At 44.7% G+C, this 26,554-nt stretch carries 26 protein-coding genes and 2 pseudogenes; 14 read left to right on the forward strand and 14 right to left on the reverse strand.

The window, feature by feature from the left end; translation table 11 throughout:
- Positions 1–34: 34 nt before the first annotated feature.
- Positions 35–1,219 carry a DUF3103 domain-containing protein gene (locus L5M28_RS16365; protein WP_263196988.1) on the reverse strand — a complete coding sequence of 395 codons (1,185 nt, stop codon included), beginning with the start codon at positions 1,217–1,219 and terminating at the stop codon, positions 35–37.
- 380 nt (positions 1,220–1,599) lie between these two features.
- Positions 1,600–1,902, reverse strand: coding sequence for a DUF3622 domain-containing protein (locus L5M28_RS16370; RefSeq protein WP_105250177.1), 303 nt, complete (start codon positions 1,900–1,902; stop codon positions 1,600–1,602).
- Positions 1,903–2,272: 370 nt separating this feature from the next.
- Here L5M28_RS16370 and L5M28_RS16375 point away from each other — a divergent pair, with 370 nt between their 5' ends.
- Positions 2,273–3,550, forward strand: a complete 1,278-nt coding sequence (locus tag L5M28_RS16375) for a glycerophosphodiester phosphodiesterase family protein (protein ID WP_263203946.1) — start codon at positions 2,273–2,275, stop codon at positions 3,548–3,550.
- A gap of 108 nt (positions 3,551–3,658) precedes the next feature.
- Here the strand turns inward: L5M28_RS16375 and L5M28_RS16380 are convergent, their stop codons facing one another.
- Positions 3,659–4,225 carry a phosphoribosyltransferase gene (locus L5M28_RS16380; RefSeq protein WP_028759331.1) on the reverse strand — a complete coding sequence of 189 codons (567 nt, stop codon included), beginning with the start codon at positions 4,223–4,225 and terminating at the stop codon, positions 3,659–3,661.
- A gap of 284 nt (positions 4,226–4,509) precedes the next feature.
- Positions 4,510–6,276, reverse strand: a complete 1,767-nt coding sequence (locus L5M28_RS16385) for an alkaline phosphatase D family protein (RefSeq protein ID WP_263177111.1) — start codon at positions 6,274–6,276, stop codon at positions 4,510–4,512.
- Positions 6,277–6,529: 253 nt separating this feature from the next.
- Between L5M28_RS16385 and L5M28_RS16390 the strand changes: the two genes are divergently transcribed.
- Positions 6,530–6,955 carry an HPP family protein gene (locus L5M28_RS16390; RefSeq protein WP_219253916.1) on the forward strand — a complete coding sequence of 142 codons (426 nt, stop codon included), beginning with the start codon at positions 6,530–6,532 and terminating at the stop codon, positions 6,953–6,955.
- Between the two features lie 98 nt (positions 6,956–7,053).
- A complete protein-coding gene (locus L5M28_RS16395; RefSeq protein WP_263203948.1) occupies positions 7,054–7,659 on the forward strand; it encodes a DUF4274 domain-containing protein in 606 nt (201 codons plus the stop codon).
- Positions 7,660–7,686: 27 nt separating this feature from the next.
- Here the strand turns inward: L5M28_RS16395 and L5M28_RS16400 are convergent, their stop codons facing one another.
- Complete coding sequence (locus L5M28_RS16400) at positions 7,687–9,048, reverse strand: MATE family efflux transporter (protein WP_263203950.1); 1,362 nt, start codon at positions 9,046–9,048, stop codon at positions 7,687–7,689.
- Positions 9,049–9,460: 412 nt separating this feature from the next.
- Here L5M28_RS16400 and L5M28_RS16405 point away from each other — a divergent pair, with 412 nt between their 5' ends.
- Positions 9,461–10,378: an alpha/beta hydrolase gene (locus tag L5M28_RS16405; RefSeq protein WP_263203951.1), complete on the forward strand. Its 918-nt coding sequence runs from the start codon at positions 9,461–9,463 to the stop codon at positions 10,376–10,378.
- Positions 10,379–10,461: 83 nt separating this feature from the next.
- Here L5M28_RS16405 and lgt read toward each other — a convergent pair whose 3' ends face one another.
- Positions 10,462–11,241 carry a prolipoprotein diacylglyceryl transferase gene (gene lgt, locus L5M28_RS16410; RefSeq protein WP_131523760.1) on the reverse strand — a complete coding sequence of 260 codons (780 nt, stop codon included), beginning with the start codon at positions 11,239–11,241 and terminating at the stop codon, positions 10,462–10,464.
- A 216-nt stretch (positions 11,242–11,457) separates the two neighbouring features.
- Complete coding sequence (locus L5M28_RS16415) at positions 11,458–11,928, reverse strand: cupin domain-containing protein (RefSeq protein ID WP_173242850.1); 471 nt, start codon at positions 11,926–11,928, stop codon at positions 11,458–11,460.
- A 398-nt stretch (positions 11,929–12,326) separates the two neighbouring features.
- Here L5M28_RS16415 and L5M28_RS16420 point away from each other — a divergent pair, with 398 nt between their 5' ends.
- Positions 12,327–13,235 carry a GGDEF domain-containing protein gene (locus tag L5M28_RS16420; RefSeq protein WP_263203952.1) on the forward strand — a complete coding sequence of 303 codons (909 nt, stop codon included), beginning with the start codon at positions 12,327–12,329 and terminating at the stop codon, positions 13,233–13,235.
- 160 nt (positions 13,236–13,395) lie between these two features.
- On the opposite strand, the gene L5M28_RS16425 is transcribed toward L5M28_RS16420, so the two are convergent.
- Together L5M28_RS16425 and L5M28_RS16430 are read right to left on the reverse strand one after the other, a co-directional pair.
- Entirely contained in the window at positions 13,396–15,585 is a 2,190-nt protein-coding gene (locus L5M28_RS16425; protein WP_263203954.1) for an OsmC domain/YcaO domain-containing protein, read from the reverse strand.
- Positions 15,586–15,843: 258 nt separating this feature from the next.
- The gene (locus L5M28_RS16430) at positions 15,844–16,074 is read right to left on the reverse strand and encodes a hypothetical protein (protein WP_263203955.1); all 231 of its coding nucleotides are present in this window, start codon (positions 16,072–16,074) and stop codon (positions 15,844–15,846) included.
- Positions 16,075–16,367: 293 nt separating this feature from the next.
- Here L5M28_RS16430 and L5M28_RS16435 point away from each other — a divergent pair, with 293 nt between their 5' ends.
- A complete protein-coding gene (locus tag L5M28_RS16435; RefSeq protein WP_263203958.1) occupies positions 16,368–18,032 on the forward strand; it encodes a methyl-accepting chemotaxis protein in 1,665 nt (554 codons plus the stop codon).
- Positions 18,033–18,238: 206 nt separating this feature from the next.
- The gene (locus L5M28_RS16440) at positions 18,239–18,418 is read left to right on the forward strand and encodes a DUF6435 family protein (protein ID WP_028759324.1); all 180 of its coding nucleotides are present in this window, start codon (positions 18,239–18,241) and stop codon (positions 18,416–18,418) included.
- A 31-nt stretch (positions 18,419–18,449) separates the two neighbouring features.
- On the opposite strand, the gene L5M28_RS16445 is transcribed toward L5M28_RS16440, so the two are convergent.
- Complete coding sequence (locus L5M28_RS16445) at positions 18,450–18,851, reverse strand: ribosome recycling factor family protein (RefSeq protein ID WP_263196997.1); 402 nt, start codon at positions 18,849–18,851, stop codon at positions 18,450–18,452.
- Positions 18,852–19,017: 166 nt separating this feature from the next.
- The gene (locus L5M28_RS16450) at positions 19,018–19,905 is read right to left on the reverse strand and encodes a LysR family transcriptional regulator (protein WP_263203960.1); all 888 of its coding nucleotides are present in this window, start codon (positions 19,903–19,905) and stop codon (positions 19,018–19,020) included.
- Positions 19,906–20,004: 99 nt separating this feature from the next.
- On the opposite strand from L5M28_RS16450, the gene L5M28_RS16455 reads away from it, so the two are divergent.
- From L5M28_RS16455 to L5M28_RS16465, 3 genes are all read left to right on the forward strand, one after another.
- Positions 20,005–20,631, forward strand: a complete 627-nt coding sequence (locus tag L5M28_RS16455; RefSeq protein WP_106651617.1) for a short chain dehydrogenase — start codon at positions 20,005–20,007, stop codon at positions 20,629–20,631.
- Between the two features lie 151 nt (positions 20,632–20,782).
- A complete protein-coding gene (locus L5M28_RS16460; protein WP_006080205.1) occupies positions 20,783–21,028 on the forward strand; it encodes a DUF3297 family protein in 246 nt (81 codons plus the stop codon).
- Positions 21,029–21,416: 388 nt separating this feature from the next.
- On the forward strand, positions 21,417–21,947 hold the full coding sequence (locus tag L5M28_RS16465) for an SMI1/KNR4 family protein (RefSeq protein WP_263203962.1): 531 nt from the start codon (positions 21,417–21,419) through the stop codon (positions 21,945–21,947).
- A 186-nt stretch (positions 21,948–22,133) separates the two neighbouring features.
- Here L5M28_RS16465 and thrS read toward each other — a convergent pair whose 3' ends face one another.
- Positions 22,134–23,330, reverse strand: a complete 1,197-nt coding sequence (thrS, locus tag L5M28_RS16470; protein WP_263203964.1) for a threonine--tRNA ligase — start codon at positions 23,328–23,330, stop codon at positions 22,134–22,136.
- Positions 23,331–23,598: 268 nt separating this feature from the next.
- On the opposite strand from thrS, the pseudogene L5M28_RS16475 reads away from it, so the two are divergent.
- A pseudogene (locus tag L5M28_RS16475) lies at positions 23,599–23,667 on the forward strand (DUF3297 domain-containing protein); the annotation flags it as partial.
- Positions 23,668–23,728: 61 nt separating this feature from the next.
- On the opposite strand, the gene L5M28_RS16480 reads toward L5M28_RS16475, so the two are convergent.
- The gene (locus L5M28_RS16480; protein ID WP_251071007.1) at positions 23,729–24,544 is read right to left on the reverse strand and encodes a substrate-binding periplasmic protein; all 816 of its coding nucleotides are present in this window, start codon (positions 24,542–24,544) and stop codon (positions 23,729–23,731) included.
- A 100-nt stretch (positions 24,545–24,644) separates the two neighbouring features.
- Here L5M28_RS16480 and L5M28_RS16485 point away from each other — a divergent pair.
- A pseudogene (locus tag L5M28_RS16485) lies at positions 24,645–24,710 on the forward strand (DUF3297 domain-containing protein); the annotation flags it as partial.
- A 161-nt stretch (positions 24,711–24,871) separates the two neighbouring features.
- Positions 24,872–25,432, forward strand: coding sequence for a DUF2726 domain-containing protein (locus tag L5M28_RS16490; RefSeq protein ID WP_263203969.1), 561 nt, complete (start codon positions 24,872–24,874; stop codon positions 25,430–25,432).
- Between the two features lie 495 nt (positions 25,433–25,927).
- Here L5M28_RS16490 and L5M28_RS16495 read toward each other — a convergent pair whose 3' ends face one another.
- A complete protein-coding gene (locus tag L5M28_RS16495) occupies positions 25,928–26,215 on the reverse strand; it encodes a hypothetical protein (protein ID WP_411569181.1) in 288 nt (95 codons plus the stop codon).
- 191 nt (positions 26,216–26,406) lie between these two features.
- Between L5M28_RS16495 and L5M28_RS16500 the strand changes: the two genes are divergently transcribed.
- Positions 26,407–26,554 (forward strand): transposase family protein (locus L5M28_RS16500; protein WP_263198011.1); only part of this gene is annotated, 148 nt, incomplete at its 3' end.

The following is a 26,554-nucleotide window of genomic DNA, read 5'->3' on the forward strand; positions in this document are numbered from 1 at the left end:
CATTTCAGCCATTGCATTTAGCCGCACTAATCCATCATGGTCTTGGTTGGATGACTAATGGCGCAAAGCTCGTCATCGCATTACCGTTAGCGCCGTTCAAGTTGGGATAGTCCCCCCCTTCCTGCAAGGTGTAATACACGTCGACAAAGTCATCGTCATTGGTGAACCAAGCATCCGGCATCACACTTAAAATACCATTGGTGATTTGTGGGATCAGCGCATAACCCTGAGCTTCAGGATCGGGGATCGACTTTAAGATCTGCTCCGCTGCTTCCAACAGCTTAGTGGCCAACACTTTATAATTAGTGCCATCGTCATGCTCCATTAGGATCATGTCCGCAGCCGCCCAACGATAACGCTCCCAATGTATGATGATTTGATTCGGATAATAGGTCGTATCCGCATAATCTAAATAGGGCATTTCGACGATATCGAGCACAGGTTCTTCACGGCTCGGGTCAACCCCAGTCACTATGCCGTAAATCTCGGCTCGACCAGAAATCCACGGCTCATGGTCATCCTTCAAGGATATTTGTTTGATCACTGTGGTTGAAATCGACTTGTCTGCCACCGCCTGTGTTTGCGCACGGCTCAGTAGCGCGCCATCTTTTTTCGCCGATTGTGCTTCGGCAAATGTCGTCCGCATCACCTCTAAGCCAGCCACAAAGGCTTTTTTACTATCGATACCGACCACAAACACCGGCTGCTGCGGTAGGTTATACACATCTAATTGATGCACTTGCCCATGAATATCAAAGGCTTCAATATAATCCCACTGACTCTCGTCACCATCGGGCTCATAGGCAAATAGAGGAGACTCACCTTGCTGCCATGGGGTTAACATGGTTTCATCCGCCAGACGCACTTGCACCAGAGAATCTGCTTTGGCACTTAAGCCCTTCACTCGGCGAATCGACGCATCGGCTTTGGTGATCACATTATCATTGAGCCTATGCTGAGACAGAATGTCATCGGCATTTACTGCCAACTGATACTGGTTTATTTCAGTCTGTAAGATAGGCGCAAGCTGCGCATATTGATGGCTTAAATCTAACGCCAATGCCCGCTTAGTATTGGTTAACTGCGCTTGTGCATCCAAAGTCGAATCCTTTAGCGACGCTTGTAGTAAGCGTAACGCCTCTCCATCTAAGGCTTGGCCATAACTCAGGGTTGCCGAAGCTGACAAACACAGCAATAAACTGGATTGAAGTAGTTTCATAGGAGTTCCCTTACCTTGATAAAGTTAAACGTGCGTTCGAATTCCTTACATATGAGCACAGAGCAGCATCTAAGTAAATCAAATGATAATAGTTATCGTTAATTATTAATGGTATAGGGTACGTAATCCCGGCTAAATGCGATAAAAACAAGCTAATGACAGCATCAGTAGATCAGTCCAGCCGAACAGAGTGTATGAAGATAAACAAGGAAATAGGATGAAATGAATTGATATGCGCAGTTTCGCGAGCGACAAAAACACAAAAGGCAGATCTTAAGATCTGCCTTTTGCTGTTCATCGCCAGAGTGACGTTTCAGAACCCGTTATGCGCGCCCTAACAGTCACACTGGCTTGATAAGACAAGGTTAAACGAATGAGTGTTACTCTTCGTCGAAATCATCTTCATCAAGATCTTCGGCATCAGTAGCCGCTTCAGCCGCTAATGCTGCGGCTAATTTTGCTTTAGCTTGTTTCTCTGAACGACGTTTATTGCGCTCAGTTAACGTGCCTAAAAACACTTGTAATTCAGTTAAGCCCCAAGCTTGCGCTTCGGCTTCGGTCGCAAAGCCATCGTGGCTCTTAGATACAACTGTTTTAGTTGATGTCATGCGACGAGTGATTTCAGTTTTCCAACCGTTGTCGCCCTGTGTCACGCGAAAATCGTATTTTTTGCCCTTGCTCATTCTGCTCTATTTCCTAAATGATGCTTGTCACGTTTGTCTTATCAAGCGAACCAAACGCTCATCATAAAACAAAAGGAGCGCAGTGTACTTGATTTCGGCCCAGAAAGATCGCCCAGATGAAAATATTCATGCCAGTTTCATTGACTCGCTCAGTGGAGTCAATGCTCACATCTAAAGCAACACTGTGTATATATCCCGACCGTCCTCTGTCTATGGCAGTTTATCGCAAGCTAGCGTGCCTTAGATAATCGTCGTGCAAACGGTATATATTCTTGTTTATGTCATACAAATAGGCTTTTTCAGTCACATTAACACTTTAGAGTTTCTGATTAATATTAATAATTTACATCATTACTCATAGGTAAATCTGATGAAACTACGCCCTATTTCGTCGCTCTCACTCGGCCTGTTAATTGCCACGAGCGCTTTATTAGCCGGTTGCAATAATGACGATGATAACGCCGCAGTCACGCCACCCACCAGCAAACCTGTTCCTGCTCAAGTGGGAGAAAGACCCTTATTCCTCGTTCGTCAGATGCAAGACAGCACACTTAAAACCCGCTTAGAACAATGCACTACTGACAGTTTTTATCGCAGCGAATTTTCCATAGGTCACCGTGGCGCGCCAATGAAATTCCCTGAGCATACAAAGGAATCCTACCAAGCGGCTATCGATTCGGGCGCAGGCATAGTTGAGTGTGATGTCACCTTCACCGCCGATAAAGCTTTAGTTTGCCGCCACTCACAGTGCGATCTTGCCAGCACGACCAACATTTTAGCCATACCCGAACTTGCCAATAAATGTTCGAGCCCATTCATTCCTGCCGATCCCGCCAATGGCGTCAGCGCATCGGCAACCTGTTGCACTAGCGATATCACCCTTGCCGAATTTAAAACTCTCAAGGGTAAGATGGAAGGCAGCAATCCGAAAGCGACCACTGCGGCCGAATTCATCAATGGCACCCCAAGTTGGCGCACCGATCTCTACGCTGGCAATGGCACCTTGATGACCCACGCTGAAAGTATTGAAATGTTTAAAAAAGCCGGTGTGAAGATGACGCCTGAGCTAAAAGCGGCGAGCGTATCTATGCCCTTCGATGGCTTTACTCAGCAGGATTACGCGCAAAAAATGTTAGATGAATACACGGCGGCGGGCGTCGATGTTTCGCAAGTATTCCCCCAGTCATTTATTTTGGATGACATCAAATACTGGGTCGCCAACGCACCTGAATTTGCGAAGCAAGCCGTGTTTCTCGATGACAGATACGATTATAACAGCGCCTTTGATCCGCAGAACTCAGCAACTTGGTCACCATCAATGGCGGATTTAAAGACCCAAGGCGTCGAAATTATTGCGCCGCCACTCTGGGTATTAGTCGCCTTAGATGCGGATAAGAAAATCATTCCTTCGGAATACGCTAAGGCCGCCAAAGGCGCAGGGCTTAAGATCATCACTTGGTCGCTAGAACGTTCTGGTTTATTAAAAAATGGCGGCGGCTTTTACTATCAAAGCATTACCGAAGCGATAGATAACGAAGGCGATACCTTTGAATTACTTGATGTACTTGCGAAAGATGTCGGCGTGATTGGAGTGTTCTCCGACTGGCCCGCCACAGTGACTTACTATGCTAACTGTATGGATTTATAAGTTTTAAAACAGAAAAAAAAAATGCGTTAACGATTCATCGTTAACGCGTTTTTTGTAGCGACAATATTCTAAGCTCGCCGCAAGCGACCTCTTTAACCCGAGTTCAGGTTATTTAAACAGGTGCTGAATATTCTTTAAATCGCCCTTACCTTCGGCAATTTCTTCAGGCGTTAAACCTGTGACTTCGTGCGGGAAAACTAACCAGTCTTCAGAGGCATGAATGTAATAGTCGGGTTTTAAAGGCACTGCGGTATTTTTTGGCTTGTAATAAGGGCAAGCGATACGGATATCGGTTGGCATATTCAAGCGCATCAGTTGGCTGAGTTTTTCTTTTAATGCATGAATACTACGGCCAGAGTCAAACACGTCATCCACAATCAACAAACCGTCACTCGCGTTCGCATTTTCAACGATGTAATGCAGGCCATGAACTTTGATTTCTTTGCTTTGTTTGTCAGTGCCAATCCCATAATAAGAAGAGGTACGCACGGCAATGTGATCGGTTTCAACTTGTTTAAAATCGAAAAACTCCTGTACCGCGATACCGATTGGAGCACCGCCACGCCAAATACCCACGATAAATTGCGGACGAAAGCCACTCTCATACACTTGCGAAGCTAATAAAAATGAATCTTCCAGCAATTGCTGCGCGGTAACAAAATACTTTTCTGACATGACACAGTCCCCATCACATTGATTTTATTCTTAGGTCGTTAAAGCTTATGACCCCAGTAAGGTCTGTTCGGCGGGTAAAGGTTCCCAAAACACTAGAACAGCTTTGCCTTAGCAAGTGTAGGCAGCCGCCGAATTTTGGGAGCGAATTTTATACCAAAAAAATGCGATGTGCTGCAGTAATAGTAAGAACTTGCGTGACAACAGACATTTATTTTGCCTTTTAAAGCCAAAAGCAACAAAAAGGCCACCCTAAGGTGGCCGATAAACAAGCGAACAATACCGCATTAAACGATAGGCGTAATCACATGCTCGCCTACTTTTGTCTTAGCACTATAACCACGGGCCGTTGCGACTTGGAAATCCTTCGACAAAATGGTATCCACATAATGCCAGTCGCTGCGCACCTCATCAGCGGTAAAGGTGAGCGTCATAAAGCCTCGGTCTTTTAAGTTAGCGTACTTAAGATCTGGCACTAACTCGACAATTGCCGCCTCGGTCGCGGGGATCTGTTCCGCAGGGAGATTCAAATAATATTCAAGGCCTGGCGATGATACTGAGCTAGTCGCAAACTCCACCCCAACGGTATCGCCATTCACGTCTTTAAGCTCGTTAGCCCATGCATTATGGGTGTCACCCGCGATCACAACTAGGTTAAGATTTTTCGATTTAGCCGTACCTAAAATCACTTCACGCTCATAGGCGTAACCGTCCCAAGCATCTAAGTTATATGGAATGGCTGGCAATTTCAGCAGTGCAATAACTTCTGGGGTTAATAGGGCTTGATTAGCTTGAAGATATTGCAGCTCTTGGGCAGTAAGTGTGGGATCATTTGCCGCCGCACGGGCCGCTAACTTAGCTAAAGCCCCTAACATGGCAAATTGGGGAATGCTCATCTGCTGAGTGGCAATCGCCGCCGGCAATGACATCTTACCCATTAATACCTGCTGTCCCAGTACTTGCCACTTGCCTGTCGATTGTAGCAATGTGCCCTGCAGCCATAATAATTGCGTCAGCCCCAGCATAGTGCGAGTGGTCGAAGTGACATCAGCAAGGAAACGCTCTCCAGCAAACGAGCCCGTGGTAGGATCCATATAATCGGCATAATCGAGCTGTTTATCACGGGCTAATACGCGAGTATCCAGCATATGCAGATCGACGAGATTGCCGTAACTGAAGCTGCGGTAAATCTCTTCATGATTCCCTTCACGCCATGGGCGAATCGGCAACCACTCGAAATAAGCTTGTAGTGCCGCTTCTTTACGAACGGCAAAATCCCCTTCGCCTTCGTTGTGATTCTCGGCACTATCACGCCAAGTATCATTGGCCACTTCATGATCATCCCACACTGTGATAAAAGGCACTTTCGCGTGTAACTTTTGCAGACTCGCATCGGTATGGTACTGACCATGGCGAGTGCGGTAATCACTCAACGTCAGCAACTCATTGGCGGGTAACACTTCACGCCCCAATTCGGCAGCATGCTCACTGGCATAACCACCGCGGGCATATTCATAGATGTAATCGCCTAAATGCACAACAGCATCTAAATCATCCTGCGCCGCCGCTAACTCATAGACGTTAAAATAACCGGCAGGAAAGTTAGCACAGGACATCACGGCTAATTTGACTGAGCTAACGTCACCCTCAGGCAGAGTGCGGGTTTTACCCACAACTGAGGTTTTATCACCCGTCATAAAGCGATAAAAGTAGGTTTGCCCGGCACGTAAACCACGGGCATCAATCTTAACCGTGTAGTCACGGCTCGCATTAGTGACAGTCTCACCTGTGGTCACTAATTGACTAAAGGCCGCATCGCTTGCCACTTGCCAACTCACTTTTACATCGCCCTCAGACTCAGGCGTGACACGGGTCCAGAGGATCACGGCATCGACTGCCGGATCGCCACTGGCAATTCCATGTAAAAATTGCGCGGGTACAGAATTATCATCATTACTATCACTACAGCCCATCAAGCCGTAAGAGATCACAGCAACACCAACACCTTTGGCCGACATAGCCAAAAAATCACGACGAGTTACGGTACGATTCATTATTATTCCTTGTTAGATAAGGCTTCACTGGTATGAGGTCTAATAAGACCACGATTGTGAGATATCACTGTTACATATTTGTGACATCTTTGTCAGCCTTTTATGATATCTATCAATTCAAACACTTATACTGGATAGCGTACTTTATTTGTGCAGGACTGGCGTAGCTTACAGAGAAGCTGCTAACATCGGTGCAGGCTAACGCAGCGTGTGAAATGCACGCCAGAGAATGGCAAGAAAAGGAATTTATACAATGAAAGTCAGCGATATTATGAGTGATCAAGTCATTTGCATCAGCGATGGCGCCAGTTTGAAAGATGCCCACCATCTGATGCAAACCCGTGGCGTACGCCACTTACCTGTGATTTCTGAAATTGATGGCACCCTCGTTGGCGTACTCACCCATAAAAAGATGATCGCCAGCGTGATGACTATGTTGAACAAGTACGGCCAAGGCGCGCTCGAGCGCAAGGAACGATACACGCCGATCACAACTGTGATGGATAAAGACTATCAGCATCTCACCGCCGACGAGCCTTTAACTGTGGTGGTGGAATATTTTATCGAGAACAAACTTGGTTGCCTGCCCGTCGTCGATGTCGATAAAAAGGTACTCGGTATCGTCACTTCATCGGACTTTATCAAGCTGTGCCGTACCCTGCTGCAACAGCAAGCGTAACGTTTTACGCTCCCTTTCTGCCATGTCAGCCTTTTGCTACGCAAGGCTGACGCTGTCTTTTTTATAAACTGTGTTTTCTATAAAAAGAAAGGATTCCCTTGGCTAAATTACTCTCACAAGAACAATTTATTCGCGCCTATGAATGCACAGAATTAGGCTGTATTGCCAATCAACAACTACTCGCCAAATTACTCGCCGATCCCGATTATGACGCTTTACATGAATACAGCGCCTACTTTGGCAAAGCGGCGGCGCAAATCACCTGTATCAGTGACTTACAAAGTATGGAGGAATTGCATTTTGTCGCGGGGAACTTGAATTGGGACGATCATGACCCAAACATGGTCAGGGCGATTATCGAACATCCACTGTGTGACGCGGGTACCGCCTTATTACTTTACTGGTACGGACAAGGCTTTTATTACTCCACGCCGGAGACGCTCGACACACCTTTTGGACAGCTATTCAAAACCATAACCGATAGATTTGTTACGCGCGGCTATGCCAGTTATAAAATCCATTTTGACCCGATTAAAGAATGTTTTATGCCCTCATTAGAAGACGTTCTTACTAGAGGATGCCAAATTCCAGGGGCTATTTTTGCCCCCTACAGCACCATGGAAATCGAAACCTATGAAGGGCACCCAAGGTATCTACAATTTAAAAATGAACTACTGCAATCGGGCAAATGGGGCAACCAATAAGCATTGACCTTTTGATATCAGAATAGTTTAAGCTGGGGTTACTGGCGGAATACGCGTAAAACGCTGCCAGCGACCCGAGCGCCAACGGTGCACCATAATCAATCCACGCACCCACTCATCTGCCGCAACGGCAAGCCATGCCGCAAGCACGCCATAACCTAAATGCAAGCCAAAGAACCAAGCCAATAACACGCCAATGCCCCACATACTAAAGAGACCAATCCGCACGGGGAATGCCACATCACCCGCGCCCTTGAGCGCCGAGATAATCACCAGATTAAACACTCGCCCTGTTTCAAGCGCGATAGAACCCGCAAGCAATAACGCTGTTAGTTGGATGACTTCTTCGTTTTCACTCAACCAGCCGACAATAACGAATCGCTGCCAGTAGAAGACTAATACTATGGTCAGTGAAGCGATAAAGCCCACCAAACAGTAACGCTGCACCCGAGTGGTGATTTCATCGAACCATTGTTTACCCACATAATATCCAGTCTGGATTTGCGTCGCCTGCCCGAGTGCGACTGCAAAACAATAGATAAAACGGCTAATGTTCAAGCCATAGGTGTAGGCCGTGAGCGATAAAGTGCCCATCTGGCTGATAAAGTAGATGATGGTCATCTGAGCCACATTGTAAGACAGCATCTCGCCAGCATTGAGCAGGCCAATACGCATCACACTCCAATAAGTGCTGCGCGGTAAAAGCTTAAGTCGTTGCAGTGGCAGCGGAATTTGCTTATGCCGGATCACCATCAACATGATACACGCACCGATGATCTGGCTGGTCACTGTCGATATCGCCACCCCTGTTACCCCATAAACAGGCAAGTCAAAGGGAGAATACAGGGCAATATAATTACCGATCACGTTTATTAAGCCCGTACTCGAGGTGACTAACATGGCCGAGCGGGTAAAACCGTAACTACGCAAAATAGCGGCGAAGGCAATGTTCATCACTAGCCCTATGCTCAAGCTGCCGCAAATCACTAAATAGTCATATCCAAAACCAGCCACATCGTGCTCAAGCGCAAATAAGCCGATAATACCCTTAGCACCAAAGAACATAGATGCGCCCATGACCAAGGCTAATACCAAACTCAATACGACACTCGCCACCCCGATATCGACAGCCTGCTGCGGTTGGCCGGCCCCATTGCTTTGGCTAATCAAAATACTTGCGCCCGTACTCACCATCATGGACATGACCATCATGAAGAACATCAGTTGAGTCGTGAGTCCCACCGCGGCAACCGCATTATCGGAATAATGGCTCAGCATAAAGATATCGCTGATCCCAAGCAGAGATTGCAGCAAGGTCTCGATAAAAATCGGCCACGTCAGGGCAACTATGCCCATGCGCTGTTGCAATGTTTTGGGTGCTTTTGCCACGAAAGATTCCTGCAAATAGAGAACGAATAACGAGTGTGATCGCTGGCTCAATGTGTCGCTCAAACAGCATCTTGGCAACCTATATTTTAGCCAAGAGACTGAAACCCACTTTCACAAATAGACATCAAAGTGCTATCGAACGCACAATCAGGCGGACATTTAAGCGCATTAAGCCTGACAGTCAATTAAGTTGGTAATTTTCTTACAAGACACCCTACAACTCAATCTGTAATAGTGAAAAAGATGCCGACTGCAACCGTATTCATTACTGAGTTAATACCAAAGTTAATTTCCGCAATCATGATAAAGCTCATGGCTGAGTGTGAATCTAGGCTACCAATTCAATTAAGCTGCCGATAAACTCAGCCCATTGCAGAACAGCCGAGCGCACTAAAAATTGAGGGAGTATTAAATGAGCCAACTCTATTTAGAAGAGGGAATTAAACAATTGGTTAGCGAGTTTATCGCGGCGGGTTGCCCATCGGTGCGAGAGCAAACAATTGAGCAACGTAGACAAGGTTATATTGCCAGCACTGTACTCGCAGGTGAGCCTGAAGAGGTGTTCGAAGTGCGTGCAATTTCCATCGATGGCACAGAATTAACTCTGTTCAAACCCTCGGCGGCAAACAATTTACCTATCGTCATTTACTACCATGGTGGCTGTTTTGTCAGTGGCGGCGTTGAAACCCATAATCAACAACTGCGAAAACTCGCCAATGATTCTGGCGCACTGGTGATCGCCGTTCGCTATCGCCTCGCCCCAGAACATGTTTATCCCGCTGCCCACGACGATGCCTGCCATGCCGCAGAAGTCATCTATCAACATTGTCACCAATGGGGCGGTGATAACACTAAGATCACCCTAATGGGCGACAGCGCCGGCGGCCATTTAGCCCTAGTCACTTGCCTGCGTTTAAAAGCCAAAGGGCAATGGTTGCCACAGAAACAAGTGCTTATCTATCCTATGCTCGATGCCACCGCGAAGAGCCAAAGCTATAGCGACAATGGCGAGAAATACATCATCACCCGCGACACCTTGCTAACAGGTTTCGATCTGTATTTAGATTGGCACCCCAGAACCGATGGCGAAGCCAGTCCACTACGCCGTGATGACTTAGCAGGCTTACCCGAAACCCATATCATCACCGCCGAATTCGATCCACTCGTCGATGAAGGTGAACAGCTATTTAGGAATCTATTAGAGGCTGGCGTAAATACCCACTGCCGTCGTTATCTTGGCGTCATCCATGGCTTCTTCCAACTCTCGGGCGTGAGCCGTTCCGCTCGGGATGCCATGGTGCAGGTGACTAATATAGTGAAGACAGCCTAACGTCATACTTGATGATTAATTCATTCATAAAAAAGGCTTTCTATCAAGATAGAAAGCCTTTTTTAACCGTTTGATATTTAAATTTAAACGGTTTTCTTTCGATACGCCAAGAACAACAAGACTATACCTACGGCTAAAAACGGTAAGCTCAGAAGTTGTCCCGCACTTAAGAAAGTTTCAGAGTAAGCCGCTTGGCTAACTTTAATCGACTCAATCGCAATTCGCGCACTAAACACCGATACCAGAAACAGGCCGAAAATAGCCCCATGTCTTTGTTTAATCTGCGTGTATTGATACAAAGCATACAGACCAATAAAGATAGCTAAATAAGCGAAAGCCTCATAGAGCTGTGCTGGATGTCTTGGCAACATGTCGACACGGGCAAATATAATACCCCAAGGTTGAGTCGTAGGATCGCCTAAAATTTCTGAGTTGGCGAAGTTTGCCATACGCACAAAAAAGCCAAAAATGGCGGTGGCGATCGCGAGTCTGTCCAACAAAAACAGAAATGGTAGCTTCACTTTACGTTGGTAATAATACAAGGCCAGAATCGCGCCTAAACCACCACCGTGGCTGGCGAGTCCGCCTTCCCAAATCGCCAAGATCTTAAGCGGATGAGCAAAGTAATAAGTCGGATCGTAGAACATACAATGGGCCAAACGCGCACCCACAATAATGCCAACCACACAATAAATCAGTAAATTATCAAGGGACTCAAGATCGAGATTTTCCTTGATATAAATCCGCTTCATCACCTGAAAACCAGCAGTAATAGCAACAGCAAATAGGACTCCATACCAATGTATTTTTAGTCCCATAAACGAGATTAATACAGGATCGAGCTCCCACACTAAGTGTTCCAAATTCAATTACTCCATAACACTTGGTACATAGAGGTACGCCAAAAAGCATGTTTTACGTGGTTAAACGCCAATAGACAAGCCTTGTCGCGGGGATATCTTACTATTGAGTCAAATTTAATGACTCAGAGCGACCTTGGTTTTGCCGAATGAGGCAATGTCAACCAAGTTACCATTTAACGAATCAACTGGCTAAATTTAACTGACTTTAGCGATTCCCTACCTGCTCAGACGTTGGATGATGTCACTATGCTGTGGATATTGGGCTAACAAAGTTTGTTGGCTAAACAGCTCAAAATCATCAAAGGTAAAACCGGGCGATACCATACAGCCCACTAATGAAAAACCATCTTGATTCATGGCTGAACCAAAGATACAGCCCTTAGGGACTAAAAACTGTGGCCGCTCGCCCGCAGCTAAATTAAGCCCTAATTGCGCCGTCGTTAGCACCCCATCAGGATCAATCATGTAAATCGTCAGCGATTGCCCCGCATGGAAATACCACATTTCATCAGCTGTCAGACGATGGAAATGGGAAACCTCTCCTGTACGCAGCAAAAAATAGATACTGCTCCATAATGCCCGAGTCTGATCAAATGCCGTTTCTGAACGATAGGATGAGCGGTAATAACCGCCCTCAACATGCTGCTCTAGCGCTAAATGTTCAATAAAATCATCTGCAGTATGCATTATAAATCCCTGTGTAAAATTAAAACCACAATTAAGGCCCTAGATTCTACTCGAAAATCATCTGTCCACTAAGCACCGCAATGAAGCTTTTTGAACATAAGCACAAACGCTAAAGTTCAAGACATCACGACTGACTCGATACGATCGCAGGGCTTAGGTTTTAAGCCTCAACAGGGATACAACTCTGCGCCATCGAACGCTCTGATGCCTTGGTAAAATCGCGACGACAAATAAATTGTACGGCATATTGTTATGGTTTGTTGTTACCCACAAAAGCGGCTAAATTGTAATGAGTTCGCAGGATGCATTCGCGGCTAAAGCGCCAAAGAGTAGTTTATCTATGATAACTTGGACACGCGGACTTAAGGTTGGGTGATTTTCCACAGGGATTTTAATCGATGATCAAAATAGAAGAAATGGCTTTAGTCCTTGATGCACTTCCTGATCCTACTTTTGTTCTGTCAAAAAGTGGTAAATACATTGCCGTCTTCGGTGGTAAAGATGACCGTTATTACCACGATGGTAGTGGACTAATCGGCTTGTATCTTAGCGATGTGTTAAAGGCTGATAAACTCAAATACTTTTTACAGGTTATCGAAAGTGCATTAACCAGCCGAAAATTACTGATCGAAGAATATGAATTGAGCAATAAAGATGTCAAAGGCTTACCCGATATAGGTCCTGAACAACCCATTTGGTTTGAGGGACGCATTCAAGCACTAGACTTTCTGGTTGATAATGAGCCTGTGGTGCTTTGGGTCGCCAGTAATATTTCCAAGCGGCATGAGCTTGAACTGCAACTACGTCAGCTAAGCGATACCGATCAGCTGACAGGGCTGTATAACCGTCGCCGCTTAGAACGTGATTTAACCTTCCAATTCGATATATTTCAGCGCCACCGTATTCCCACCTCAATCTTGATCCTCGATTTAGACCACTTAAAGTCCATCAATGATCAGTTGGGTCATTATGCTGGCGATCAAATCATCATCGCAGTTGCCGAAACCTGCCGAACTCAATTTAGAAAAACCGATAGCGCGTATCGTTTTGGTGGCGATGAATTTGTGATTGCCCTACCTGGGGTAGAGCATTCACAAGCGGTTGAATTTGCAGAATACCTCTGCGATTGCTTTTACACTGAACTGCAAAAATATGCGGTCAATGGCTTGTTTGCCACCGTAAGCATTGGAGTCGCTTCTATCGAACCATTGGATAAGTCCTATGAAGAAACGCTTAAGCGGGCCGATGCAGCCTTGTATCAAGCTAAACGTAACGGTAAAAATCGAGTTATATCAAATACAGCCTGAGCGGACTGAACATTTCAAACCACACATAGCAATAATAAGCGTCCTTAATAAGTGATAGCCACAAGTGCTCATAAGAAGCGCGAACCAAAAGAGCAACAAACAAAAAAGCGAACCAAAGGGTTCGCTTTTAAACACATTAAGCTAATGCCAACTAACAGAATTAATTAAGGTTTTTCGCAGCTTTACGGGCTTGATGCAGCTTCTTATAGCTTTCAATCAATCTTAAATGCGGCTCAATACCTTCGAGCTGCATGCTAGTCTTAGTTAAACCATAAAAACGCACTTTACCTGTGACTGAGCCAACGACGTTGTCCATCACTTCTTTACCGAACATACGGTTGAAGTTATGGATAAAATCATCAAGTTCTAACTCTTCATCTAAGGTCACTTCCAGCACAGCATTCATGGCTTGGTAAAACAGGCCACGTTTAACGGTATTGTCGTTAAACTGTAGGAACTCACCGACCAGCTCAATCGCGTCTTCGTGTGCACCGAGTGCCAAATAAATCAGGATCTTAAGCTCAATAATCGTCAGTTTTCCCCACACAGTATTTTCATCAAATACAATGCCGATTAAGGTGCGAATATCCGTGTAGTTATCGAGTTGGCTTTCTTCTAAACGGTTGACCAAATTAGCCAATTGCTTAGTGCTTAACGAATGCAGATTTAAGATATCTTCACGGTACGCCAGCGCCTTGTTGGTGTTATCCCAAATCAAGTCATCAACTGGATAAATCTCAGAATAATCAGGAACTAAAATACGGCACGCCGATGCGCCTAAATCGGTAAACTCGGCGATATACACCTCTTTACCTAACGCTTCTAAGATCCCAAACAGGCCGTCAGCTTCTTCTTCGCTAGTGCCAGAAAAATCCCATTCGCAGAATTCATAATCAAATTTACTGCTAAAGAAGCGCCATGAAATCACTCCTGTTGAATCAATAAAGTGCTCAACAAAGTTTTCTGGCTCGCTAACCGCCATGCTGTTAAAGGTCAGTTTTGGCACATCATTTAAGCCTTCGAAGCTACGGCCTTGCAGCAATTCAGTTAAGCTACGCTCTAACGCCACTTCAAAGCTTGGGTGCGCGCCAAAGGAGGCAAATACGCCGCCAGTTTTCGGGTTCATCAGGGTGACGCACATCACAGGGAACTGGCCGCCGAGTGAGGCATCTTTGACCACAACCGGGAAGCCTTGATCTTCTAAGCCGTTAATGCCCGCGAGGATGCTTGGGTACTTTTCTAGTACAGACATAGGCACATCGGGCAGGACAATTTCTTGCTCAATGATTTGGCGTTTTACAGCACGCTCAAAAATCTCTGACAAGCACTGCACATGCGCTTCTTGCAGGTTATTACCCGCACTCATACCATTGCTTAAGAACAGGTTTTCAATCAGGTTCGACGGGAAGTAAACCGTTTCACCGTCAGATTTACGGGTGTAAGGAATCGCACAGATACCGCGCTTAATATTACCTGAGTTAGTATCAATCAAGTGCGAACCGCACAGCTCGTCATCTGGGTTATAAATCTCTAAGCAATAGTCATCCAAAATACCCGCTGGCAGCGCATCGTCTTCTTCTAACGCAAACCACTTTTCATTGGGATAATGCACAAATTCGCTATTGGCGATTTCAGTCCCAAAAAATTGATCATTATAGAAAAAATTGTTATTCAGACGCTCAATAAACTCGCCGAGTGCCGAGCACAGCGCGCTTTCTTTGGTCGCGCCTTTACCATTGGTGAAACACATTGGCGAAGCCGCATCACGAATGTGTAGTGACCACACGTTCGGCACGATATTGCGCCATGATGAGATCTCTATCTTCATTCCAAGATCGGCGAGCATGCCCGTCATATTGGCAATGGTTTGCTCCAGCGGCAGATCTTTACCCAGAATAAAGGTGCTCGATGCACCATTAGGCTGACCCATTAACATGGCATTGGCGTCTGAATCTAGGTTCTCAACGGTTTCAATTTTAAATTCTGGGCCAGTTTGCACCACTTTTTTAACGGTACAACGGTCAATCGAGCGCAAAATACCTTCGCGATCTTTCCCCGAAATATCATCGGGTAACTCAACTTGAATTTGGAAAATCTGGTTGTAGCGATCTTCTGGATCGACAATATTGTTCTGCGACAATCTAATGTTATCCGTTGGAATATCACGGGCTTTGCAATATACCTTCACGAAATAGGCCGCACACAGGGCTGACGATGCTAAGAAATAGTCAAACGGACTAGGCGCAGAACCATCACCTTTGTAGCGGATTGGCTGATCGGCGGTCACGGTAAAATCATCAAACTTGGCTTCAAGTCTAAGATTGTCGAGAAAATTAACTTTGATTTCCATTGAATATGATTTCCACTAAATATGCGAGTCTGTAGCAGCCCATCGACCAAGTCGCGTCATTGGTAATGAGTCATTAAGGGGGAATTATCGGTGTTTTTGGCCCATTAGTCTTGGGTTAATTATGTTAAAAACCATAATCAGGCCATTTGCGGCAGAGCTTGGTGGGTTGAATAGCAGGGTTAAGCGAGTACTTAGATTGAGTATCAAGAAGGCGAGGAAACCAATGAGTCGCAGAGTAACACTCTGTGCAAAAACACATTATGGATGTTTTTCAGTTTCGCGCTTAACCAACAGGAAGGTTAAATACATCTTAGTCGGTAATGACAAGGCCATGCCAAAGGCAACACACATGGCACTGAGAATAATCCCCTGCACACCCATCGCTTCAACGGTGTCATTAAAGTTATGCAGATAAATCCCCAGCGCAATAAGACAAATACCCACACTAATGCAGATTTTCAGCGTTAGGATCAACTTTTCATTTGTCACAACCCTGCCCTTACTATTTGCCACTATCTGCACCGGCTGCACCAGCTGCACCAGCTCTAGCTAATTTTGCATCAACTTTAGCTAATATAGTGAACTCATTGGGCCCATATAGTGTTGATAAAGATCAAAAGAAAGGCCTAGATTCACAGCATAGTTAACGATTTTGGAATAAATCAACAGCGCGCATTTTATCGATTTCCATTAAATTTTTGTTAACTTAAGCACTTAAGAATGCGGGAAATTAGCTATACTGCCCTGCAATAAAAGAGATGTTCATCATGGAGTCGTCAAGCATGCCTAATTTCAGCCTACGTAATAAATTACTGCTGTTGTCGTTATTCCCTTTAATTTTTACTTTGTTCGTACTCATGACCGTTTCTTACTATGTCGAAAAAGACGCCCTTGCAGATGAAGTGACGACCTTTAGAACTAAGCTCATCGGTGAACGTAAAACACAAATAAAAGAAGCCACCGAAATTGCCGCAGGAATAGTGCAGTATCAGTTGTCTTTAAAAGAAAATGGCAATGTAAACCAAGCGCTCCGTGATATCCGTTTTGGCAGTTCTGGTTACTTCTTTATTTACGACTCCCAGGGTAAAAACCTGTTCCATGCCGTCATGCCCAACCTCGAAGGGCAAAATAAAATTGATATGACAGATCCCCGCGGCACTAAAATCATTGTCGGTTTACTCGATGCCGCTAAAAAAGGGGACGGTAACTTCTCGTTCTACTTTCAAAAACCCAATACAAATGAGCAAATTGAAAAAATCGGTTACTCCATGATGATCCCTGGCACTGACTGGATGCTAGGCACGGGAGTCTATATCGATGATATCGACACTGTCGTTGAGGATTATCGTGCGACGGTCACTGAGCAGATGATCGAAAAATCCTATGCCATTCTGTTAATTGCGCTGCTACTCGCCGCGATTACTACCGTTGTTATTCTGATCACCGCCCAACGTATGGTCGCGCCAATTAAAAATATGGCGGACAATTTAAACGACATTGCCAAAGGCGAAGGCGATTTAACCAAACGTCTTATTGTGAAAGGTGAAGATGAAATTGCACAATTAGGTCAATCCTTTAACCTGTTTGTCGATAAACTCCAAACCATCATAGGCGATGTGGCAAACGCGACGGCTAAAGTTAAAACCGCCGCCAACGCGATTCACGATCAAACCAAAGTCATGTCGAGCCAACTCATCAGCCATAACAATGAAACTGATCAAGTGGTTACCGCTATTACTGAAATGTCAGCCACCGCCAGCGAAGTAGCGCAAAATACCACGCAAGTGGCTGAAGCGACTCACGCTGCCACTGGCGATGTAGCCAATGCCCAGCGCTGCGTCGATGCTTCTTTAGAAGAAATTTCGGCACTCATGGCGCAAATCAACAATGCGGCGGGCAGTATTCAATCCTTGAGCGAACAGTCTAAAAAAATCAACAACGTGCTGTCAGTGATTGGCGGTATTGCTGAGCAAACTAACCTATTGGCATTAAATGCAGCCATCGAAGCGGCCCGCGCCGGAGAACAGGGCCGAGGCTTTGCCGTGGTGGCCGATGAAGTGCGTAACTTAGCGAGCCGAACGCAATCAAGCACTTTAGAAATCAATGAGATGCTAACTGAACTGCACAAGCTTGTCGCACTGGCAGTAAAAACGATGGAAGAAAGTCAGCAAAGCTGCGTGCGCTCGGTAGACTCTTCCCGTGCAATTTCTGAAAGCCTTGGTTCAGTGACATCGGCGGTCACGGCAATTAACGACATGAGCACCCAAATTGCGACGGCGGCCACGGAACAAAGCTCTGTGACCGAAGAAATCAACCGTAATGTGTTCGCCATCCAAGAGATAGTGAATGAGTTACTCCATTCCAGCGAAGATGCTGCCAGAGTCAGCCAAACCGTGTCGCAGGAAGGAATTAACTTAGGTAAGCTCGTCGGTCAGTTTAAGATTTAAAATATTTTCAATGGGTTGTAAGCTAAATAAGACATAGCAACCCATTAGTTTGCTGCAAATGTAAGATAAGGTCTCAGCCTTGCTGAGGCCGATGGCAGTGGAATTGAAGGATTGTGAGATTGTGAGATTTTTAATTTCAAAAAGTAAAACTTAAATCCCAATGCCTACGTATATAAGCCAAAATACCCAATCCAATAGAAATGGCCATGTTCTCAATATTTAAGAAAAATCCCTTAAAAAAATTAACTCAGCAATATAACGCCAAGCTTGAACAAGCTATGCATGCCCAGAGAAAAGGCGATATTAGATCCTACTCAATGCTGACCGCTGAAGCCGAGCAAATCGAAAATCAAATAAAAGTGTTAGAAACAACAAGCCATAAATAAACCTTCAAAGCAAAAACACTCAGCAGACAAACTACCAAGAGTCAGCTTGAAAACGTGCCAATCTGGCCTCTGTGATAGTGCATTGGGTCTGTTGCATCAACTCACCTAAGGTAATCGCAGGATTGTCTGTGATAAGCCGAATCAGCTTAGCGTCTAATGGTTCAAGTTTGTCCGCATGTTGCAGCAAGGCTGACTCAAGCTTTTGAATAAGATAACGAAATGCTCCATCGGCCATCAGTAGCTGCTCGGCTTGTAAATGGGCGGTGCAGGATTGGATCTTGATCGCCGCGCCAACAATACACCAATTCCTTGAACGCCGCACACGCTTAAGCTCGCAATCATATTGGGTTGCAATCACTTGAGCTTGTTTAACCGCCTCCCGTCCAATTCGATGAATCAGCGAGGGCAGCGAGATACTAATGTCGTCGTTCATAACGCTTGGTTAATCGCCGCTCTTTTTATGCCTGCATGGGTAAAAGCCTGCTCGACTTTACATTCAAATACAAAAATTCAATGCGCGGCAGTGTACTCTGCCTCACTTTATTCTAAAAGCTCCACCCTCTGCCGGATAAGATTTGATGCGATTATGCTTTTACTCTTTAACCCACATATTTTGAGTGAGTTTCGCACCAAGTTTGTAGCTTATGTTGTAAATCGCGCAGCTTCTTTGGGTAATGGCTCTGCTTGGCATAAACCATATACAACTCATGTGGATAGCATTGCCATTGGGGAACGAGCAAAGTGAGTTTGTGCTGAGCGATATCCTCCTCTACCAAATAATAAGGCAGGCTAGCGATACCTGCACCACTCAAAGTAAGAAGATGTGTAGTGGCATAGTTTGAACTATACAGTGCAGGCTCAAAAGTGAGCGTGAGACAGTCCCCTGCGAGCGGTTCAAACACCCACTGAGTTTCACCCGAAGACAATAGACGATAATGGCGTAAATCATCAGGGTGACGAACCTCTGCTGCGGCGGGATATGCGGGTGCAACCACTAAGACATGGCGAATTCTGCCAAGATATCTGGCGATAAGATTATCGCTGTGCGCAATGCTTGTTCTTAAGGCGAGATCAAACTTGCCGAACTCAACATCTTGAATATTCTGCTCAAAACACAGTTCGAGTTTCACTTGAGGATACGCAGCAATAAACTGAAGCAGCATAGGACTCAGCAATTTTTTGCCCAGTTCCGTTGGAGCGGTGAATTTTAAAGTGCCACAGGAGTCCTGCATTAAATCCTGCACTAAACGTCCAGCTTCATTGGCTAGCCTCTCGATTTCGCAGGCTTTACCATATAACGCTTGCCCTGCTTCGGTCATTGATACTCGCCGAGTGGTTCGGTGGAGTAATTGACAACCCATTTCATCTTCAAGGGATTTAACATGCCGCGACACTAAGCCTTTAGAAGCGCCGAGTTGTTCAGACGCAGCGCTAAAACTGTGCATTTTGGCAACCAGCATAAATGACTGCAGATGAGTGAGATTCATCAATTAAACCCATTAACGAAACAATGTGGTGATTATATGCGCTTTTTCTATTTAATTAACCAGACTATCCTCAATTCGTATTCAATTTAGGAGCATGTCATGAAAATAGTCGTAGTGGGTGCATCAGGCACAATCGGACAAGCCATAGTCCGCTTATTCCATTCAACTCAGCATGAAGTTATTCAGGTAGGGCGAACAACGGGGGATGTCCTGATAGACATTCGGGATGAACATTCACTCCATCAAGGGCTAGAAAAAATCGGTAAAGTCGATGCAATGATTTCGGCCATGGGTGATGTCGTATTTAAACCCTTCAACGCTATGACTCAAGCAGACTGGTATACAGGGCTCCAAAGTAAGTTATTGGGGCAAATACAGTTAGTGCAAATAGGTAGCCAATACCTCAACGCTGGGGGGAGTTTTACACTGACCAGTGGCATTATTGCCGATGTCCCAGTAAAAGATGGCATCAGTGCAGCCACAATCAATGGCGCACTTGAGCATTTTGTTACCGCCGTCGCGGGTGAATTACCTGCGCAGCAGCGGATAAACATTGTCAGCCCAACGGTATTAAGCGAGTCATTAGCGAGCTATCAGGACTATTTCCCCGGTTTTAGTGCAATCAATGCCGACACATTAGCCAAGGTTTATTTGCGCTCAGTCATGGGCAGAGAAAACGGCCGAGTGCTGAAAGCCTTTTCCAGCTGCGGCGCAGTGTTGCCCTAACAGCAGTGTCCTAACAGCAGTGCCCTAACAGGACAACCTAACCTTGTAACGCAAGGCGCGTAATCAGTCACAGTTAAAGTCTTGAGCGTTGCGCTGGGATTGCCTACAATAGCGCACGCTTTTTCACTATAGACAATGACAGATCACGACCATGACCGACACAACATCATTACCTGCTTTACCGGATCGCCTTTCCGTTAACCCACGCAGCCCACACCATGTGGCAGAAATTTTCGAGCACGATATCGGTATTAAGCTCAACGGCAAAGAGCGTTTTGATGTCGAAGAATATTGCATCAGTGAAGGTTGGGTAAAAGTGCCAAGCAAATCCTTAGACCGTCGCGGCCAACCTCTTTTGCTCACAGTAAAAGGCACAGTTGAAGCCTTTTATCGTTAAGCTTTAGCGCAAAGAGCTGGATCATAAAAACGGCCAATCTAATTGGCCGTTTTTGTTTGCCCAGCAGCAAATGATACTAATTCAATACTACTTGCTGAAACTGCACCAGTGCAGTGAACGACTATTCGGAACAGCTATCTAGTCGGTTTTTGGCGAAATGGATTAAATCAAATAGCATTATGCATGCCTACTTATTTGAATATCATCAAGTTTATTTGGGGATTCGCTAGAGAAAAGCGTTAGAGAGAGAGGAGAAATAGTTGATGTCTCGGTAACTCCAATATATAAAGGTCCTTCCAGAATACCGGCAGGTATAACAGTGAATGCTCAAGGTAGTGGTGGTTTCTTTGAAAGCATTGCTCTTCTTAATCCTCGTGGAATGTAGATCATGACCCTATCTGTATTAAATAGCATTTTAGTTCCCCCTAACATCCCTAATGAATCAGGGATTGGTAAAGTTTGGCCTTCTATAGATGAAGGTCTTAGTTTTCCCAGGGATTACATTGCGTTTATTAATCGTTATGGCACAGGAAGAATTGCCGATTTTATAGCGATATTCAATCCATTTACTACAAATTATGACCTTGATTTTTTTGAGCAGAAGAAATCAATCATTGAGGATTTCAATTACCTTAATAATGAAGACCCCGAGTATTTTAAATATAACCTCTATCCAGAAATTAATGGCCTTTTACCAATAGGCGTAACGGATAATGGTGATTGCATATTTTGGGTTGTTTCCGATCTAAAAGACAGTCAGACATGGGGCACTGCAATAATCGCATCTAGATCGCCAGATGTAGAATATTTTGATGAAAATATAACCTCTTTATTGACTGGTTTATTGTTAAGAAAAATAAGATCAGGATCATTACCTAATAGTTTCCCTCCTAAAAATGTTACCTTTGAAAAAATTTAAACAAAAAATAAATGGTCATCCGCAATAAATCATGGACCGCCACGGCCAACCACTGCTACTCGCAGTAAAAGGCACAGTTGAAGTGTTTTATCGTTAAGCTTGCAAAGAGCGAGATCATAAAATAAGTAAAAGGCTAGCCGTGGGAACCCTAGCTAGCCTTAGATAACAAACACCGCCTTCCTTAGGTTATTGTTTGCGCACTAGTTTATCCGCAAGATAGTCAGCTAATTCAGAAAGAGGGATGTGTGTCATCACACCGTCTTTGCGGCACTTAACTGACACACACTTCTCGGCCTCTTCTTTATCCCCAACCGTTAAGATATAAGGCACTTTTTGCTTGTGAAAGCGTTTCATTTTGCGGGCAACTGAGTTTTGACTGATATCAACCAACACTCGCATGTCTCGTGCTAAACATAGTGCGGCTAACTGACGGACAAATTGGCTGTTTGACTCATTTACAGAGGCAATAGCAACAGGTACAGGATGTAACCAAACAGGAAGGTTACCCTGTGAGACTTCCAAGAGAATCCCCAACCAACGCTCGATAGAGCCATACATAGCTTGGTGCATAATCACTGGCCGTTCGAATTCCCCTTGCTCATTTGTGTACTGAACATCGAATCTTTCAGGCAAATTGAAATCAAACTGGATAGTGCCACACTGCCAGCGTCTTCCCATAGAATCTGTCAGTGACAATTCAATTTTGGGACCATAAAAAGCCCCTTCGCCAGCTTGATACTCGGCATCAAAGCCCTCAATCTGACAGGCTGAATCCAATAGCTTTTGTGCTCGGCACCATTGCTCATCGCTGCCTAATGCCTTCTCAGGTTTAGTCGATATTTTTACGTCTAAATTATGGTAGCCGTAATCACCATAAACCTGCTTTGCACGCTGGAGAAAACCACGTATCTCCTCCTCTGCCTGAGACCAACAGCAAAAAACATGGGCATCATCCTGAGTGAACTGGCGTGCGCGCAGGCAACCATTTAACGAGCCTGAGGATTCATTACGGTGCACCAAGCCAAACTCAAATAGTCGCAGTGGCAAATCTCTATGGCTATGTACTCCGCGCTTAAACAGCAAAATATGGGCAGGACAAGACATAGGTTTTAACACATATTCATCGATGTTTTCCTTTCCGCCACCGAAAAACATGTTGTCTGCAAACATGTCCATATGCCCAGATGTTTGCCATAACTCCTTCTTCATAAAAACAGGCGTGTTCACTTCCTCAAAACCATTTCGGCGATACACGCGCCTCATGTGCTCTTGAATATCTCGGAATAACGCCCAGCCATTCGGGTGCCAAAAAATCATACCCGGCGCCTGTGGTTCAGAGTGAAATAGGTCAAGTTGTTCTGCAATTTCGCGATGTGTTTTCATCATTCTCTCCTAAGTAAAATCTGAGCGAAATACAAAACCAAGGTATAAAAAAAACCTCTGGCGATTTCGCTCAGAGGGTTTTTTTAAAGACGCAAAAAACTACCCCCCGAGAATTCTCGTGGTGGTAGTGGTGGTGTTAATTGCGCTTACGTATATTTTTTTCATGCGCCAGTAATAACAAATCATCCCTATCGCAGCAAGCATTTTGTTTATAAAAAAATAAATGGCAGACAAAATAAAAACAAAATAAATGGCCATCCATAATGAATTATTAGACCGTCGCGGCCAACCTCTTTTGCTCACAGTAAAAGGCACAGTTGAAGCCTTTTATCGTTAAGCTTTAGCGCAAAGAGCTGGATCATAAAAACGGCCAATTAATATTGGCCGTTTTTGTTTGCCTATTCTACTTCTGCGGCTAAACCATAGGCCTGGTAAATCTGTTTTACACGGCCCGATGCAGCCATATCAAGCAGCGCCCGATTAAGTTCATCGAAAATAGCAGCATGGGTAGAGTTACGGGACATACCAAAATAATGTTCGATCCGATTCGACTGACGGTAATCGGCATAGCTAAAACGATCGTAACCGAGCTGCTTGAAGGCATTCTCAATGGCGGCACGATCGAGCACCACCATAGTGTCGAAACGCCCCATGATAAACATGCGAGCCATGTTTTCATCATCGGTAGACTCAATTTTACGTAGCGCGGGATCCGTATTAAAACGCTCAAAATAAACTGTGCCCCGTTTAACCCCTACAGTAAGCTGATACAAATCCTCATAGGACTTAATCCGTCCTTCCTCGCCGGCTTTTACGAGAAACAAAATATCGCGAGTCTGAGTGCCGATAGGACCAAGAAACCGTACAAATGCCTCTCGCTCTTCGTCTCGTATCGTGCGCGGCACAATGTCGACCGTGCCTACCCGCAACTCATGAATGCTGCGAGCAAAAGGACGCGCGCTCCATTCGACGCGATAACCGACCTTAGCCGCCGCTTCCTCAAGAATATCCTTTAACGGACTCGTCATAGTATTAGTTCGCTCATCAAGCACCATCTCAGGAGGACGATGCCGAAAATCGGCACGCAACACGTTAGAAAAAGTAGCCGATTGCAGCTCAGCGGCGACAATGATGCCCGCGAAAAAACCACAACCAAGTACACACAAAATTGCGTAAACAGAAGGCAACGAAACAAGGATACTTTTAAAATACATAGAGATACCCGCAAATTTATATGCTGCATTTAGCATAACTCAAAAAATCGAAAACTAAAGTGCATAAAACATTAAAATAAATGGCCATCCATAATGAATCTTAGACCGTCGCGGCCAACCTCTTTTACTCGCAGTAAAAGGCACAGTTGAAGCGTTTTATCGTTAAGATGTATGCGTACTGATAATATCGGTACGACTGTTGATGTAGTGGCTAACAATATGTGACCACTACACTCAAAGACTCATTATTTTTGGCATAAAAGTACTAGCAGCTAACAGATATGTACTTAGCAAGTTACAATGACAATACTAAACAAGGATGTAATGATGAATTCGAATCAATTAATACTTATCGGGCTGGGTTTGGCGATTATCATTTTCGTGCCGCTACTCTTACGCATTTTCACTAATCTGCTTATCCCATCTTCAGATAATAACTATCGCTACCGTAAACAAGACGCCCTATTTTCCAGTGCTGAACGATCCTTTCTCGGGATATTAGATCAAGCTGTAGGCGAACAATTCCGAATACTGGGCAAAGTGCGTATCGCCGACGTTATCACCCCAGAAAAAGGCATGAACCGCAAACACTGGCAAATTGCCTTTAATAGAATTTCAGCCAAGCACTTCGATTACTTACTCTGCGACAAAAACACACTTGAAGTTATCGCCGCCATCGAACTCGACGATAAAAGCCATAAGCAAACACGTACTCAGCAACGCGACCTCCTCATCGAGCAAGCCTGCGAAAGCGCCAAACTGCCATTAATCCGCTTCGATGCCAAACGCAGCTATCAGCTAGAGCTTATTCGCAGCACTATACATGCAGCCTTACCAGCAAAAACTCACGCAGTTGAAGAGTCGCCACTCATACTGACCGCGGACTAAACATAAACTAAATCCATGAACACTAAACATCCTGAGTTTGAGGATGTTAAGCTTGACTCGATTTTTTACCCTTATGCTGCTTTTTGAATTCATGTACATCATGTAAGCGAGCAGCGCTTACTCGTCTAACAGCGCTTGAGATTTAAAGCGGCCTTCCCCAAATGCACCTTTAATACTTGTCTTCACGATTGGCCTTGCGAGCAATTTCTTCAATAAAACAAAGCATAAGCTAGCTAATACTACTTAGCAGCTCATTCAACTCGGCGAGCAACACGTCAAGTAACATGATTTCACCACAGTTCAAAGTATCAGCATTATTCGGACAATTTAAAAGCGGTGCTAAAAAATGCAAAAAGATGTGGCTTTAATGGCTTAAATTACAACGGACTCAATTTACTCATGGAAGTAAAGCAGCTTTGACTGGCTTACCTCCATATTATTGATTATTTCGAGATATATTTAACCAAAATATCTTACTCGCCGACTATTCGCCTGTTAATGACGATTAAAAAAACCTGTTTCAATAATCTTATCCGCAAAAACTTTATGCACAGCAGTCGTTGGATGAGTGATCCCCCAAAACAGATACTTATCAGAGCCATAGTAGGCACAATCTTTTGTTAAGCTGTGTGACAACAAATAATCCTTACTACTATCTCTATTGATATCTAAGCAAGCATCTGTGACATTAACAAAACCATACTCTTTAGGATTTTGAATAATTTCATCGAAGATAGAATGAGCATCAAACAACACTAGATCTATACCTTTTGCTTGATACAACAGAGCCTGCTGTTTAATAAAACCATTGAACTCTTCAATTTTTGATTTTATTTTTACAATGTTTTCTTGAGTAGAATACTTGAACTGTGGTGCAGGGCAAGATCACGAACATTTAACGCGCACTTTAACATAACTGATTGACCGCGATCTTCCGTTGTGATCAGATACTGGCTTTTACGCGGAGCCAGTTTATGAACATCGATATTTTTGCAGAGCACTTTTCAGAATTAGAAGACCCAAGGCAAGCATCTAAGGTCGTTTATCCCTTGTTTGACGTGGTGTTTTTAACGCTGTGTGCAGTTATCGCAGGCTGTGAGGGCTGGGAAGATATTGAAGATT

Origin of the sequence: Shewanella sp. SW32, assembly GCF_025653365.1 — a bacterium.
GTDB classification, from domain to species: Bacteria; Pseudomonadota; Gammaproteobacteria; order Enterobacterales; family Shewanellaceae; genus Shewanella; species Shewanella oncorhynchi.